Annotated in this window: 12 protein-coding genes and 3 pseudogenes; 4 read left to right on the top strand and 11 right to left on the bottom strand. The window is 64.8% G+C overall.

The window, feature by feature from the left end; translation table 11 throughout:
• The first annotated feature begins 4 nt into the window (after nucleotides 1–4).
• Nucleotides 5–757: a 3'(2'),5'-bisphosphate nucleotidase CysQ gene (locus tag LRS08_RS05595; RefSeq protein ID WP_257844574.1), complete on the top strand. Its 753-nt coding sequence runs from the start codon at nucleotides 5–7 to the stop codon at nucleotides 755–757.
• On the opposite strand, the pseudogene wecC reads toward LRS08_RS05595, so the two are convergent.
• The 3 genes and pseudogenes from wecC to LRS08_RS05580 form a co-directional block, all read right to left on the bottom strand.
• A pseudogene (wecC, locus tag LRS08_RS05590) lies at nucleotides 754–2,054 on the bottom strand (UDP-N-acetyl-D-mannosamine dehydrogenase). The gene LRS08_RS05595 and the pseudogene wecC sit on opposite strands and share 4 nt — an antisense overlap.
• Complete coding sequence (gene wecB / locus LRS08_RS05585) at nucleotides 2,032–3,171, bottom strand: non-hydrolyzing UDP-N-acetylglucosamine 2-epimerase (RefSeq protein WP_257844576.1); 1,140 nt, start codon at nucleotides 3,169–3,171, stop codon at nucleotides 2,032–2,034. Before wecB ends, wecC begins: the two are co-directional and overlap by 23 nt.
• Before the next feature lie 51 nt (nucleotides 3,172–3,222).
• Nucleotides 3,223–4,245: an NAD-dependent epimerase/dehydratase family protein gene (locus tag LRS08_RS05580; protein ID WP_257844577.1), complete on the bottom strand. Its 1,023-nt coding sequence runs from the start codon at nucleotides 4,243–4,245 to the stop codon at nucleotides 3,223–3,225.
• A gap of 99 nt (nucleotides 4,246–4,344) precedes the next feature.
• Here LRS08_RS05580 and galU point away from each other — a divergent pair.
• A pseudogene (galU, locus tag LRS08_RS05575) lies at nucleotides 4,345–5,215 on the top strand (UTP--glucose-1-phosphate uridylyltransferase GalU).
• Between the two features lie 285 nt (nucleotides 5,216–5,500).
• On the opposite strand, the gene LRS08_RS05570 reads toward galU, so the two are convergent.
• Together LRS08_RS05570 and LRS08_RS05565 are read right to left on the bottom strand one after the other, a co-directional pair.
• A complete protein-coding gene (locus tag LRS08_RS05570; protein ID WP_257844578.1) occupies nucleotides 5,501–5,743 on the bottom strand; it encodes a hypothetical protein in 243 nt (80 codons plus the stop codon).
• 224 nt (nucleotides 5,744–5,967) lie between these two features.
• On the bottom strand, nucleotides 5,968–6,711 hold the full coding sequence (locus LRS08_RS05565) for a metallophosphoesterase (protein WP_257844579.1): 744 nt from the start codon (nucleotides 6,709–6,711) through the stop codon (nucleotides 5,968–5,970).
• 116 nt (nucleotides 6,712–6,827) lie between these two features.
• On the opposite strand from LRS08_RS05565, the gene LRS08_RS05560 reads away from it, so the two are divergent.
• Nucleotides 6,828–7,838 (top strand): M48 family metallopeptidase, encoded by a 1,011-nt coding sequence (locus LRS08_RS05560; RefSeq protein WP_257844580.1) that lies wholly within the window; start codon nucleotides 6,828–6,830, stop codon nucleotides 7,836–7,838.
• Here the strand turns inward: LRS08_RS05560 and LRS08_RS05555 are convergent.
• From LRS08_RS05555 to LRS08_RS05545, 3 genes and pseudogenes are all read right to left on the bottom strand, one after another.
• A pseudogene (locus LRS08_RS05555) lies at nucleotides 7,801–8,723 on the bottom strand (alpha/beta fold hydrolase). The gene LRS08_RS05560 and the pseudogene LRS08_RS05555 overlap by 38 nt on opposite strands.
• Before the next feature lie 61 nt (nucleotides 8,724–8,784).
• Complete coding sequence (locus LRS08_RS05550; RefSeq protein ID WP_257844582.1) at nucleotides 8,785–9,684, bottom strand: pirin family protein; 900 nt, start codon at nucleotides 9,682–9,684, stop codon at nucleotides 8,785–8,787.
• A gap of 75 nt (nucleotides 9,685–9,759) precedes the next feature.
• On the bottom strand, nucleotides 9,760–10,044 hold the full coding sequence (locus LRS08_RS05545; protein WP_257844583.1) for a BolA family transcriptional regulator: 285 nt from the start codon (nucleotides 10,042–10,044) through the stop codon (nucleotides 9,760–9,762).
• A gap of 35 nt (nucleotides 10,045–10,079) precedes the next feature.
• Here LRS08_RS05545 and LRS08_RS05540 point away from each other — a divergent pair, with 35 nt between their 5' ends.
• Complete coding sequence (locus LRS08_RS05540) at nucleotides 10,080–10,685, top strand: J domain-containing protein (RefSeq protein ID WP_257844584.1); 606 nt, start codon at nucleotides 10,080–10,082, stop codon at nucleotides 10,683–10,685.
• A 1-nt stretch (nucleotide 10,686) separates the two neighbouring features.
• Here the strand turns inward: LRS08_RS05540 and LRS08_RS05535 are convergent, their stop codons facing one another.
• The 3 genes from LRS08_RS05535 to LRS08_RS05525 are packed head-to-tail and all read right to left on the bottom strand — an operon-like array spanning nucleotide 10,687 to nucleotide 12,816.
• Complete coding sequence (locus LRS08_RS05535; protein ID WP_260481419.1) at nucleotides 10,687–11,355, bottom strand: dihydrofolate reductase family protein; 669 nt, start codon at nucleotides 11,353–11,355, stop codon at nucleotides 10,687–10,689.
• Nucleotides 11,356–11,368: 13 nt separating this feature from the next.
• The gene (locus tag LRS08_RS05530) at nucleotides 11,369–12,028 is read right to left on the bottom strand and encodes a glutathione S-transferase family protein (protein WP_257844586.1); all 660 of its coding nucleotides are present in this window, start codon (nucleotides 12,026–12,028) and stop codon (nucleotides 11,369–11,371) included.
• Entirely contained in the window at nucleotides 12,025–12,816 is a 792-nt protein-coding gene (locus LRS08_RS05525) for a VOC family protein (RefSeq protein ID WP_257844587.1), read from the bottom strand. The genes LRS08_RS05530 and LRS08_RS05525 overlap by 4 nt, the downstream gene beginning before the upstream one ends.
• Between the last annotated feature and the right edge of the window lie 107 nt (nucleotides 12,817–12,923).

Below are 12,923 nucleotides of genomic sequence, written 5' to 3'. Positions count from 1 at the left end.
GTCTATGGATGACGCATCACTCGCCCGCTCTGTCGCAGACGCGGCGGCGGCGCTGCTGCTGAAAATTCAGGACGATGGGGCCGATGGCGCACGAGGGGATCGCGACGCCAACCGTCTGATCCATGACATGCTGCTTTCCAAGCGACCCGATGATCCGATCCTTTCGGAAGAATCGGCGGACGATCCATTGAGGCTTGGTGCGCCGCGCGTCTGGATCGTCGACCCGCTCGATGGGACGCGTGAGTTTGCCGAAGGGCGGGACGATTGGGCGGTCCATATCGGTCTGGCGATTGATGGCGTGGCGGCGGTCGGCGCGGTCGCGTTGCCCCGTCGGGGCGTGACGCTCGCGACCGATGCGCCTCCGGCCTTGCGTCCGGCGAGCGGAGTTCCGCGGATGCTCGTGAGTCGCACGCGGCCGAGCCGCCTATGCGGTGCAGTCGCCGATATGTTGGGAGCGTCGTTGATCCCGATGGGCTCGGCAGGAGCGAAGGCGATGGCAGTCGTGATGGGTGAGGCGGAAATCTATCTCCATTCGGGCGGACAATATCAATGGGATAACTGTGCCCCGGCGGCGGTGGCGCTGGCGGCGGGTCTCCACGTCTCGCGGATTGACGGCACCCCGATCGTTTACAACCGTCCTGCGCGTGAACTCCCCGACCTGCTGATTTGCCGCAAGCAACTGGCGGACGGGGTGCTCGCCACGATCAAAGCGTTTCAGCATGGGTTACGTCGCTCACGCGGAAGCCGACGTACTTAGCCTGCTCGGACAGAGCGCAATCGAAAGCTCTTGTCGGCCGACGGCTGATCCGGCCAGATCCCGCGCGTGTCATACACGAGCTTGTTGGCCCGCTCTTCGAGGGGGATCGACTTGAAGACGTCGTGATCGACCAGCACGATTAGAATCGGACAGGTTTCAAGCGCGGTATCGATGTCGGTAAGCTTCGCGCCGCTTTCGGCGAGCGCGGCGGGGAGTCGCGAGGCGTAAGGCTCGACGATCCGCACGCGCGACCCGTGACGCGCTGCGATCGCTTCCGCGACATGCAGCGCCGGGCTTTCGCGGAAATCGTCGATGTTCGCCTTGAACGCCAGGCCGAGGCACGCGATGGGGGCGTCGGAGAGTTGCGCGATCAGCGTTTCGGCGCGCGCGACCGTAAAGGCGACCTTGCCGTCATTTACCTCGCGTGCCGTGCGAATGAGCGGTGTATTCTGTGGGTCTGCGGCGACCAGAAACCAGGGGTCGACGGCGATGCAATGGCCGCCGACTCCGGGACCGGGCGAGAGGATGTTGACCCGCGGATGGCGATTGGCGAGGCGAATCACCTCCCACACATCGATCCCCATCCCGTCGGCGACGATCGAGAGTTCGTTTGCAAAGGCGATGTTCACGTCGCGAAATGCATTCTCGGTCAGCTTGGTCATTTCTGCCCGCGCGCGCTGGTGGTGACGCACGCGCCCCGTACGAAGCGGCGATAGAATTGAAGTGCCTTGCGGGCGCAACGGGGCGTGACGCCGCCGATGACACGATCATTATCGATCAGTTCGACCAGAATCCGGCCCGGCAAAACACGCTCGGGGCAATAGGCGATCGCGATGTCGGAAGTGCCGCTGCAATGTCCTGGAATTTTTAGGTCGGGGCGGAGCTGGCTGAGCAATTCGGCGACCTTCTCGGTCGTGCCGACCGGGGATGTCGATTCGAGGATAACCGTATCGCCCGGCTTCACCACCGTCGCGACCGTGGTGGCCGCTTTCAGGACGTAGCCGATATCGGGCGCGTGATTCTCCGCGAACGGGGTCGGAACCGCGATCACGAAGACATCGGCGGGTTCGATCTGGATCGATGCGCGCAACGTCCCCCGTGCGATAACGCCGGAGACAAGGCCGTCGAGGTCGACCTCCTCGATATGGACGCGGCCGGAATTGACGGTGTCGACGACGCGCTGGGATACATCGATGCCCAGCACCATCGCGCCCGTCCGCGCGATCACTGCGGCGGTCGGGAGGCCGATATAGCCCAGACCGAGGACGGCAACTTTAAGCTGAGTATCCGAATCCATGCGCGACGACCTTCGCAATTCTTGCCGAGGCATGGCCGTCGCCGAACGGATTGTGCGCGCGCGCCATTGCCTGATACGCGTCCTTGTCGTCCAACAGGGTTGAGATTTCGGAAACGATCCGGTCGGTGTCGGTGCCGACCAGCTTGGCGGTCCACGCCGAAACGCCTTCGGGGCGCTCGGTCGTCTCGCGCATGACCAGCACCGGCTTTCCGAATGCAGGTGCTTCCTCCTGCACGCCGCCCGAGTCGGTCAGAACGAGATGGCACAGCTCCAGCGCACGGATGAAGTTGGGATAGTCGAGTGGGTCGATCCGCAATATGTTCGGCCGACCGCCGATCACCCGATCCATCACCGCGACCACATTGGGATTGGGATGCATCGGAAACAGCACCACCACGTCGGGGCGTTCGGCGATGCGCGATATTGCCCGCGCGATCGACTCCATCCCGTCTCCGAAATTCTCGCGGCGGTGCGTTGTGACCAGGACGACGTGCTTGCCTGAGAGCCGTTCGCGAATGGGGTCGAGCGCAGTCGCGAGGTCAGGGTGCGCTGCGATGCGCTCACGGGTCGCCAACAGCGCATCGATCACCGTATTTCCGGTGACGAAGACGCTGGCGGGATCCACATTTTCACGCAGCAGCGCATCCGCAGCGGTCTGGGTCGGTGCGAAATGCTGGTCCGCCATGGTCGCGACGATGCGACGGTTCACCTCTTCCGGCCAGGGCTGCCAGATGTCGCCCGAACGCAGGCCCGCCTCGACATGGCTGACCGGTATCTTGCGAAAATAGGCGGCCAGCGCGCCGGCCATCGCCGTCGCGGTATCGCCCTGAACGACGACGCGGTCGGGGCGTTCGGCATCCATGACCTCCCCGAGCCCGGTCAGCAGCCGGGCGGTGAGGCGATCGAGCGTCTGCCCCGGTTCCATGACGTTGAGGTCGATATCGGGGGTAATTCCGGCGATCGCCAGAACCTGATCGAGCAGCGAACGGTGCTGTGCCGTGACACAGGTTCGGACGTCCAGGCCCGATACGCGCTGCATCGCATGAACGACGGGGAACAGCTTGATCGCCTCCGGTCGGGTGCCGAAAATCGTCAAAATCTTTGCTGGATTCCTCATGAACGGGTCCTTAGCGGAACGACGTTAACGGGCCGATACATCTTTAGGCAGTTACGACGCGGATCCTGCCATCTCATCCAGATACCAGCGCACGAACGCAGCGACGCCCGCACGCACCGTAGTCTCCGGCACGCGGCCAATCAGGGCGCGCAACAATTCGGGCGAGGCCTCGGTCGCGGGAACATCGCCTGCCTGTATCGGCAGGAAATTCTTGCGCGCGGCCTTGCCCATCGCTGCTTCGAGAGCGGCGATATACTCTGTCAGCGAGGTCGACTTGCCGCCGCCGATATTGACGACCCGAAAGGGCGCGACAGGGGACAGGCTGTCATGCATTACAGGCTCCTTGCCGGGCACCACGGTGAGCAAATCGACAATCGAACGCACCAGATCGTCGATATAGGTGAAATCACGCTTCATCTCGCCATTGTTGAATACGTCGATCGGGGCGTCGCGCAGCATCGCATCGGCGAATTTGAACAGCGCCATGTCGGGCCGACCCCAAGGTCCATAGACCGTGAAGAAGCGGAAGAAGGTCATCGGGATGCCGAACAAATGGGCATAGCTGTGACCGATCAGTTCGGTCGCGCCCTTGGTCGCCGCGTAGAGGCTAATCGGTGTTTGGGTGCGTTGCAGCTCGTCGAACGGCATCGCGGTATTCGAGCCATAGACCGAGCTGGTCGACGCGGCGAGAAAGTGGCGGACCGGATTGTGCCGCGCCAGTTCGAACAAGTTGAACGTGCCAAGAATATTGGTGCCGACATACCCCGCCGGCTGCTCGATGCTGTAGCGGACACCGGCCTGAGCCGCGAGGTGGATCAACGCGTCCGGCGCGAAATCGCGCCACGCCTGCTCAAGTGCCGGTGCGTCCTCGATCGAGATGCGGGCCAGCTCGAAATTGGGGTGGTTGGCGAGGATCGCGTTGCGCCGCTCCTTGAGCGAGACATCGTAATAGGGTGTAAAATTGTCGATCCCGAGCACCTTGGCTCCGGACTGAAGAAGCAAGCTCGCAGTGTGAAATCCGACAAACCCCGCCGACCCGGTGACAAGAACGCGGCGTTGGGTCAGGTCATTCATTGCGCAGGATTTCCCTTTTGGCTTGCCGCGCCCCTAACCTAATTCCGCCCCTTGTTCTATGTCCCACTTCAGCTATGCGCGCTGCCAGGAGACACCGGAATGACGTTCAAACCGCTTCGCAAGGCCGTTTTCCCGGTTGGGGGGCTTGGAACGCGCTTTCTGCCCGCGACCAAGGCAATGCCCAAGGAAATGCTTCCGGTCGTCGATCGCCCGCTGATCCAATATGCGGTGGACGAGGCGATCGAGGCGGGAATCGAGCAGATGATCTTTGTCACCGGTCGCGGCAAGAGCGCGATCGAGGATCATTTCGATATCGCTTATGAGCTTGAGGCGACCATGGCGTCGCGCGGCAAGTCGCTGGACGTTCTTGAGCCGACGCGGCTCAAGCCCGGCGCGATTGCCTATGTGCGCCAGCAGGAGCCAATGGGCCTGGGTCACGCGGTCTGGTGCGCGCGCGACATCGTCGGCGATGAGCCGTTCGCCGTGCTGCTCGCCGACGATTTTATGGTGGGCCAGCCGGGCTGCCTCAAGCAGATGGTCGCGGCCTATAATAAAGTGGGGGTAACCTCATTTGCGCGCAGGAAGTGCCCGACTCGCAGACCGACAAATATGGCGTCATCACCCCGGGCGAACGCGACGGCGTGCTGACTCAGGTGCGCGGTCTCGTGGAAAAGCCGAAGCCCGGTACCGCGCCGTCAGAATCTCGCGGTGATTGGACGATATATTCTTCAGCCTGAAGTGATGCGGGTTCTGGAGACGCAGGAGGCCGGCGCAGGTGGCGAGATCCAGCTGACCGACGCCATGGCGCGGATGATCGGCGACCAGCCGTTCCACGGGGGTGACATTCCAGGGGATGCGCTATGATTGCGGCGACAAGGCCGGATACGCTCAGGCCAATTTCGCGCTCGCGCTCAAGCGCGACGACATTGGCCCGGCCGTCCGTGAGTTTGCACGCACGCTCATTGGCTAGGCGCGTCGGGAGCTTCAGCACTTAGGACGAGGTTCTGGTCGGCGCTGCGGCCGTGTCCGGAATGCGTGGGCGTGCTGCTGCCCTGCCCGACATGGGCGGTTTGATCCCGATTCGGGACATCCTCCGCTGATTAGTTTCGGCAGGAACCGCGCCGGATCACCCGGTGGTCGATCTCTGCGAGATTCGCGAATAGGTGGTGATCCCGCCGTAGGCCGGTGCGAATCGTTCGAACAAAAAAATGGCGGCCACCGGGGCCGCCATTCTAATTGCCATCGGCAGACCGAATTACGTGCTGTCGGGCGTATCGTCACCGCTGGTCGCGGCATAGATGCCGAGGCCGACTGCAATCACCACGAACACGATCAGGAAGGGAAAACCCGCCTGCTCGTTGGCTTCACCCGCCGGCGTCGCAGTCCGCGCAGCAGCGGCCTTCGAGACGGACAGCTTTGCCGATGCCGACGAAGCGAGCGCCGGAGTCGTTGCAAGCGAACAGGCCGCCACGGCCATCATCAACTTTGCGAACCGCATTATTTCTGCTCCCTCTTATCAAACAACCTTAGTTGCCTGGGGGCTATGGCAGATTCGCGCGTCGATCTCAACCCGCAAACAACCAAAAGAGCGCCGCCCAGTGCTCCCTGAACATCTACTATGCTACTCTGTTCCCACGAAATCCGCCGATTGCGGCTAAATGTTCGTGACAAGAGACAGCACGCCGCCTCCTGAGCGAAGAGTGTTAAATTTTTATGGCGGCGTCAACTGGTCTCAAGATACCAGCGGGTCGAACCCTCAAGTCCCAGCGCGGTAAGGCGACCCGAGGCATAGGCCCCTGTGTCGATGCCGATCCGATGCGATCGTTCCTCGACGGAATCGCTGATAGTGTGTCCATGCACGACGATCTTTTCAAGCGACCCGCGATGATTGATAAACTCGTCGCGAATCCACCGGAGCGTGGCGGACTTCTGGTCGGCAAACGGGCTGGTCGGATCGACGCCAGCATGGGCGAACGCATAGTCCCCGATCACGATAAGATCTTCGAAACTGGACAGAAAATCGACATGCTCGCGTGGGACGCGCGCCTGGAGCAGCTCCTGCAATGCCACGTAATCCGCTTCGAGATATTCGGCTTCGGTAATGTCGTAGCTCAGGACGGTGGATTTGCCTCCGATTCGGATGAAGAAGGGCAGCGCATTCTTTTCGCCCGCCAGCGCCTTCAGGAACACCTCCTCGTGATTACCGAGCAGGAAGCGGACGGTCGCGTCGCCGGGACGAAATTGCCTGAGTCGTTCCACCACCTGTGCAGAATCGGGACCGCGGTCGACCAGATCGCCCAGAAAAATGATCGTCGTCTCTGCCGGGCCGCGCGCAAGCCGGTCCTGCTCGATTCGCGCGAGCAGGTCATCGAGCAGGTCGAGCCGCCCGTGAATATCGCCGATCGCATAGACGCGCTGCCCCGGAGGGATCGACCCATCCGGCGCAACCTGCGCCCGTTGGGGCATGAAAGAAGAAAGAAGCCGCCGCAGCATTAAAATATACCTGTCTGCCGCCCCTTAGGCCAGACTGGCTTCCCGGCGCAACGCCAACGCGGCATAGACCGCGCACGATGTTCGACCGGATGCGTTTCACTGTCCTGACGATTGCGATGTGGCTGGGCGCGCTGCTGGCGGGTCCGGCCAGCGCCCAGTCGCTCGACCCACAGACGCTGGAGGCGATTCGCGCGGCAGACCTGCGGTTGGCGATCGACGGCTTCCGGCTCAGCACGGCGAATGCGGCGCTATGCGATCGACTGGAGCCGGGTCACGGCATCCAGATCCATACGCTGGATCAATATGCGCGGCCGCAACGTGCGGCGGTGCGCGCGCATTTCAGGTTCGCGGGTCCGGTCGCGGTGGAGGGCGTCGTTCCTGGCAGCCCGGCCGACCGCGCCGGGGTGCGCGCCGATGACACGATCCTGTCGATCGGCGGTATCGCGGTCGAGCCGCAGGGCGATGGTCCCGCATCGACCGATCGGCTGGTCAATCTGTGGACGCAGATCGCACGGCTCCCGGCTGCCGCGCCGATGCACGTGGAGCTTCTTCGCGCAGGATCGCATCTGGCGCTGACCCTCACGCCAGTCCCCGCGTGCCGGACGCGGTATGAGCTGGCGATCACGCCTGCGCTCGAGGCAAGCGCCAATGGCGAGATGGTGCGGATCAGTTCGGGCTATTATGACAGGTTCGATGCCGACCTTGTGCCGGTCGTGATCGCGCACGAACTGGCGCACAACGTCCTTCGCCATCGCGATCGGCTCAAGGCGGCGGGGGCCGAATTCGGGTTGCTGTCGGGGTTCGGTCGCAACGCCAACCTGTTTCGCCAGACCGAATTACAGGCGGACATCCTTGCCGTTCATCTGCTGGCGCGCGCGGGGTATCCGGCGGATCTGGCGGTCCGGTTCCGCATGCATCGCACGGCGAAAGCCATGTCGGGCGCGTTCCAGGCGCGGTCACACCCCCATTGGAAGGACCGGCTGCGCATCGCGAAGGCGGAACGGGCGCGAATCGCGACCAGCGGGCCGGGCGCACCTTTCGTTGCAGAGCGGGAGGCGCCGCTTACCGGTGACTGGCGACCTCTGGTCCCGGCGGATTAGTCCTCCAGCCACTTCCGATCGCATCGGTCACCGGCTGCGGCTTTTCCCAGGGCACGAAATGCCCGGCATCGACTTCGACCAGCGTCAGGTCGGGGATCAGCGCGTCGAGCCCCTCGAGCTGCACCGGGAGCAACGCGGTGTCGCGCATGCCCCAGATCACCAGCACCGGCATCCGCAGCGGCGGAAACGGCCCGTCGAGGAAGGCGGGGCGCTCGGGGGGGTCTCGTCCATCGCCGGGACGACCACCGCGCTGGCGCGGTACCAGTTGAACATCGACCCGATCGCGCCCGGCTGGCCCCATTGGTCGAGATAGGTGTCGCGCTCTTCGGCAAGCAAGGCGGGATCGCCATGCTTGGCGAAGGTCGTGTCGAAGAACCAGGCGACACCCTTGGTTTCGATCGCGGCCTCCAGCGCCGGATCGCGGAAGGCACGGATATACTGGCTCGCCGCGCGCTGGCCCATGTCATCGTAGAGCGACTTCTGAAAGACAAAGGGATGGGGGGCGTTGATGATCACCAGCCGCTCGACCCGGCCGGGATGCTGGAGCGCGGCCATCCACGCAATCGCCCCGCCCCAGTCATGGCCGACCAGCACGAACTGGTCCTTGCCGAAATGGGTGGCGAGCGCGAGCAGGTCGGCAACCGGCTTGTCCGGCGTGTAATTCTCGACCCCCTCGGGCCGAGACGAGCGCGCAAAGCCGCGCTGGTCGGGGGCGATGACGAAATGGGTCTTCGCCAGTTCGGGGATTACGTGCCGCCAGGTGCGGTGCGATTCGGGAAAGCCGTGGAGCAGGATGATCGCGGGCGCCGCGGGGTCGCCGGCGGTGGCGACGTCGAGTTCGACCCCGGTGGGCAATGCGATGTGCTGAAGCTCAAACCCGGCCATGACCCTCTCCCTCGATTTTTTCGAAATCAGGGTATGGGTGCGTGGCCGGGCTGGCAAGCCTTCAGGGATAGCTGACCGTCTTGGGCACTTCGGGGATCGGGATGAATTCCTTGTCGTCGCCCGGCACCTTGGGGAACAGCCCGGCTTTCCAGTCTTCCTTGGCCTGGTTGATCCGGTCGCGGTCGGACGAGACGAAGTTCCACCAGACATGGCGCGGTGTGCTGAACGCGTCGCCACCACACAGCATCACCCGCCCGCCCTCGACCGAACTCAGCCGTGCCGAGATCCCCGGGCGCAGCACGTACAGAGTCTGCGGCTCCAGTTCGACGCCATCCAGTCGCGCCTGCCCCATCGCCAGATAGACGGCGCGCTCCTCGGCCTCGGCATAGACCGGGATGCATGCCCCTTGGTCGAGCACGATGTCGGCATAGATGGTCCCGGCATAGGTCGTGGTCGGCGCGGTCTGGCCCCAGAGCGAGCCCATGATGATCCGCGCCTTTACCCCGCCGTCGTCGAGCACCGGCAGATCCGCCTTGGCGACATGCTCGAACGCCGGGTCCATCTCCTCGAGCCGCTCGGGCAGGGCGAGCCAGGTCTGGATGCCCGACAGTTCGGGGCCCGCGGCGCGCTCACTGGCGGGGGAGCGCTCCGAATGGACGATGCCGTTGCCCGCGGTCATCAGATTGACCGCCCCGGGCTCGATCGTCGCGTAGGTGCCCAGGCTGTCGCGATGGTCGATTGCCCCGGCGAACAGATAGGTGACGGTGGCGAGGTTGATATGCGGATGCGGGCGCACGTCGATGCCCGTGCCGACCTCGAGGTGCGCCGGCCCCATCTGGTCGAAGAAGATGAAGGGGCCCACCATCGTGCGCGGGCGCGACGGCAGCGTGCGGTGCACCTTGAACCCGCCCAGATCATGGGTGGTGGGGTGGATGGTATGGATGAACAGGTCGTCGGTCACGCCGCGTCTCCGAATTGGGTCGGAACACAGATAGGGGCGCGGGCGGGAATGTGCCATCCACCCGAACGGGTGGCTTTACTCGCCCGGCGCGGTCGCCTTGATCGCCATGGCGTGGACCCGCTCGATCATCAGGTCGCCGAGCGCGCGGTTGACGAGGCGCTGGCGGTCGAGCCGCGACTTGCCGGCAAAGGCGTCGCTTTCGATCACCACGGTGAAGTGCGATTCGCCGCTGCCGTCGTCGCCCATATGGCCGCGATGCTTGGCGCTGTCGTTGATCACGTCGAGCTGCGACGGGGCGAGCTGGGTGGTGAGGCGGGCGGTGATTTCGGCGGCGACGGGGCCGGTAGAAGTGTCGATCATCGCGCCTATATAGGGCGTTTTTTCCCGGAGTCAGAGTGTCGCGCGAAGCCCCCAAAGACCGCCCCAAGGCCCGCTTCCACGGCCGTGTCGAGGCGCCGGGGCGGCTGTGCGCGGAGCCGGGCTGCGCCGAACCGGGCGAGTTTCGCGCGCCAGCAGGCCCGGCGCAGCGCAGCGCCGACGGACCGGGGGCGTATCGCTGGCTGTGCCTCGACCATGTCCGCGCATTCAATTCGGGCTATAATTTCTTCTCCGGCATGACTCCGGACGAGATCCACGCGGCACAGCGGCCCTATGCCGGGTGGGAGAGCGAATCGCGCGCCTTCACAGCGACCGGGGGCGCCGACCGCCCGCCGCGCTGGGCCGACTTTGCCGATCCGCTCGACGCGATCGGTGCGCGCTTCCGCGCTGCCCGCCCCGCCGAGCGCAAGGACGGCAAGCCGCTGTCGGGAAAGGATCGCGAGGCGATGAAGGTGCTGGCGCTCGACCTCGATGCCGACCGCATGGCGCTGCGTCGCCGCTATTCGGAGCTGGTCCGCCAATATCATCCCGACCGCAATGGCGGTGACCGCAGTCATGAAGGTGCGCTGCAAAAGGTGATCGAGGCCTATCAGCAGCTGAAGTCGTCGCCAGCCTTCGCGTGATTCACCAGCCCTCGCCCGCGTCGATCCGCGCGCGGCGGGCCAGTTCCTCGGCGGTGGGCTCGGGGAACTGGAAGTCCGCCTGTTCGACCTCGCCCTTCACGTCATAGGTCGCCATCGCGGTGCCGTTGCGGGTCACGCGATGCTCGACCAGTTCGAGCGACCGGGGCGGGGTGCCGTCGCCGAACATCCGCTTGCCCCGGCCCAGCACCACCGGCGCGGTCATCGTCACGATCCGGTCGAGCAAGCCGCGTTCGAGCAATTGCGGGTAGAGCGTCGAGCTGCCCTGAATGACCAGGTTCGGGCCATCGCTGTCCTTGAGCTTGGTAAGTGCGTCGATGTCGGCGAGGCGTTCGCTGCCCTCCCATTCCAACGGCGCGTCGCTGGTCGTCAGCACATATTTGCGGATCGTGCGGAACAGGTCGCCGATCTCGTCGCCCTCCGGCGCGAACGGCCAGTGCGCCGCGAAAATCTCGTAGGTCCGGCGGCCGAGCAGCAGGTCGAACGGCGGCTTGAACACGCTGTCGACCTGATTGCCGATCCCTTCGTCGAACAGCGCGGCGAGCCAGCCGCCCTGTTCGAACCCGCCGGTCCAGTCCTCCTCCGGTCCGCCGGGGGCCTGCATCACCCCGTCGAGGCTGAGGAACGCGGCGCCGATAATGCGTCGTGGCATGATGTGCTCCTGATTAGTCGCGGTCGGGCGCGCCGAGCGGGAAGAAGTGGCGATAGGGCCGCGCGCCATCCACTGCGCGGGCGACCGAGGGGTAGGCGAGCAACCGGGCGCGATAGGCGCGCAGGTTCGCATGTTCCTCCGGGATCGGGATGATCCAGTCGGCGTAGAACAGGGCGGGCGCGGCGGAGAGATCGGCGAGCGTGAAGCTGTCGGTCGCGACCCACTCGCGCCCGGCGAGATGCGCGTCGAACCAGGCGTAGCTGGTAGCGAGCTGCGCCGCGACCTGCTCGTCCGCCAGCGGATCGAGCTTGTCTGCCGGCCGGATCGCGTTGAACACCAGCCGGGTGGCGGGGTCCATGATCTGCTGGTCGAACAGTCGGTCGAGCATCCGCACCTGCAGCGCCGCGTCCGGATCGGCGGGGATCAGGAGCGGCGCGCCCGACAGCCGATCGACATGCTCGGCGATGATGCTTGATTCCCCCAGCACCAGATCGCCATCGACGAGCAGCGGGAAGCGCTTGAACGGCCAGAGTTCGGCCCAGCGCGCGCTGTTCGCCGGTTCCTCGGGCGCGACGATCTTCAGCGTGAACGGCAGATCGTGTTCGTAGAATGCGATCAGCGCCTTCCAGCAATAGGAGGAGAAGGGGTGGGCGTAGAGGTCGGGGCCGCTCATTTGGGCGCGACCAGTCCGAACACCGCGCCGTGCGGGTCGGTCGCGTGGAACACCCGCTCGCCGCCGGGCACCTCCATCGGATCGCTCAGCGGCGTGCCGCCCAGTTTCGTCACCTTGGCGTGCGCCGCCTCGATATCCGGCACGCGGAAGTAAAAGGTCCAGCCGACCGGCTTGTCCTCGCATTCGCGCGGCATCATCGCGCCCCACACGCTGTCCATTTCCTCGCCCGCATCCTTCCCGCGCAGGAAGCTGTACTCGCCCCATGGCATCGGCATGCCGCCCGCCTTTTCCCAGCCGAACAGGGCCGCATAGAAGGCGAAGCCGGCGGCATCGTCGCTGGTCTGGAGTTCGTTCCAGCTGACATGGCCTTCGCCCATCCGCGCATAGGCGGTGCTGGTTTCGGGGCTGGATCCGCGCATCACATAGAAGGGGATGCCTTGCGGATCGGCGACCATCGCAAAGCGGCCGACGCCCGGAATGTCGGTCGGCGGGACATGCACCGACCCGCCCGCTGCCTTGAGCTGTTCGACCGTCGCATCGACATCGTCGACCCCGACATAGCCCAGCCAGGCCGGCTTCGCGCCGCCCGCCAGCATCGCGGCGTCGAGCGTCAGCATGCCGCCGATATCGCCATCGCCCGCGTGGAGGATGCGATATTCGGCACCGCCGGGCGCCATCGATTCGGCGTCGATGGTCCAGCCGACGACGGCTTCGTAAAAGGACCGCGACGCCGCCGCGTCGGGGGTCATCAGTTCGTACCAGATCCATCTGCCGTGGGGATTGGTCATGGGAATCCTCCCTCTCGGATTGTCGTCACCCCGGCGAAAGCCGGGGTCTCATGTGATGTGCACATGCCTCCCGAGACCCCGGCTTTCGCCGGGGTGACGGTGACGTG

The sequence above is a fragment of the Sphingomonas sp. J315 genome (assembly GCF_024666595.1).
Taxonomy (GTDB): Bacteria; Pseudomonadota; Alphaproteobacteria; order Sphingomonadales; family Sphingomonadaceae; genus Sphingomonas.
This window is presented reverse-complemented; position numbering and strand designations above follow the sequence as displayed.

Excerpts from the sequence above, each read along its gene's own strand:
- LRS08_RS05545 (WP_257844583.1), bottom strand. The coding sequence starts at position 10,044 with ATGATCGACACTTCTACCGGCCCCGTCGCCGCCGAAATCACCGCCCGC.
- LRS08_RS05565 (WP_257844579.1), bottom strand. The coding sequence starts at position 6,711 with ATGCCCCAACGGGCGCAGGTTGCGCCGGATGGGTCGATCCCTCCGGGG.
- LRS08_RS05535 (WP_260481419.1), bottom strand. The coding sequence starts at position 11,355 with ATGCCACGACGCATTATCGGCGCCGCGTTCCTCAGCCTCGACGGGGTG.
- LRS08_RS05570 (WP_257844578.1), bottom strand. The coding sequence starts at position 5,743 with ATGCGGTTCGCAAAGTTGATGATGGCCGTGGCGGCCTGTTCGCTTGCA.
- LRS08_RS05580 (WP_257844577.1), bottom strand. The coding sequence starts at position 4,245 with ATGAATGACCTGACCCAACGCCGCGTTCTTGTCACCGGGTCGGCGGGG.
- wecB (WP_257844576.1), bottom strand. The coding sequence starts at position 3,171 with ATGAGGAATCCAGCAAAGATTTTGACGATTTTCGGCACCCGACCGGAG.
- LRS08_RS05525 (WP_257844587.1), bottom strand. The coding sequence starts at position 12,816 with ATGACCAATCCCCACGGCAGATGGATCTGGTACGAACTGATGACCCCC.
- LRS08_RS05595 (WP_257844574.1), top strand. The coding sequence starts at position 5 with ATGGATGACGCATCACTCGCCCGCTCTGTCGCAGACGCGGCGGCGGCG.
- LRS08_RS05560 (WP_257844580.1), top strand. The coding sequence starts at position 6,828 with ATGCGTTTCACTGTCCTGACGATTGCGATGTGGCTGGGCGCGCTGCTG.
- LRS08_RS05530 (WP_257844586.1), bottom strand. The coding sequence starts at position 12,028 with ATGAGCGGCCCCGACCTCTACGCCCACCCCTTCTCCTCCTATTGCTGG.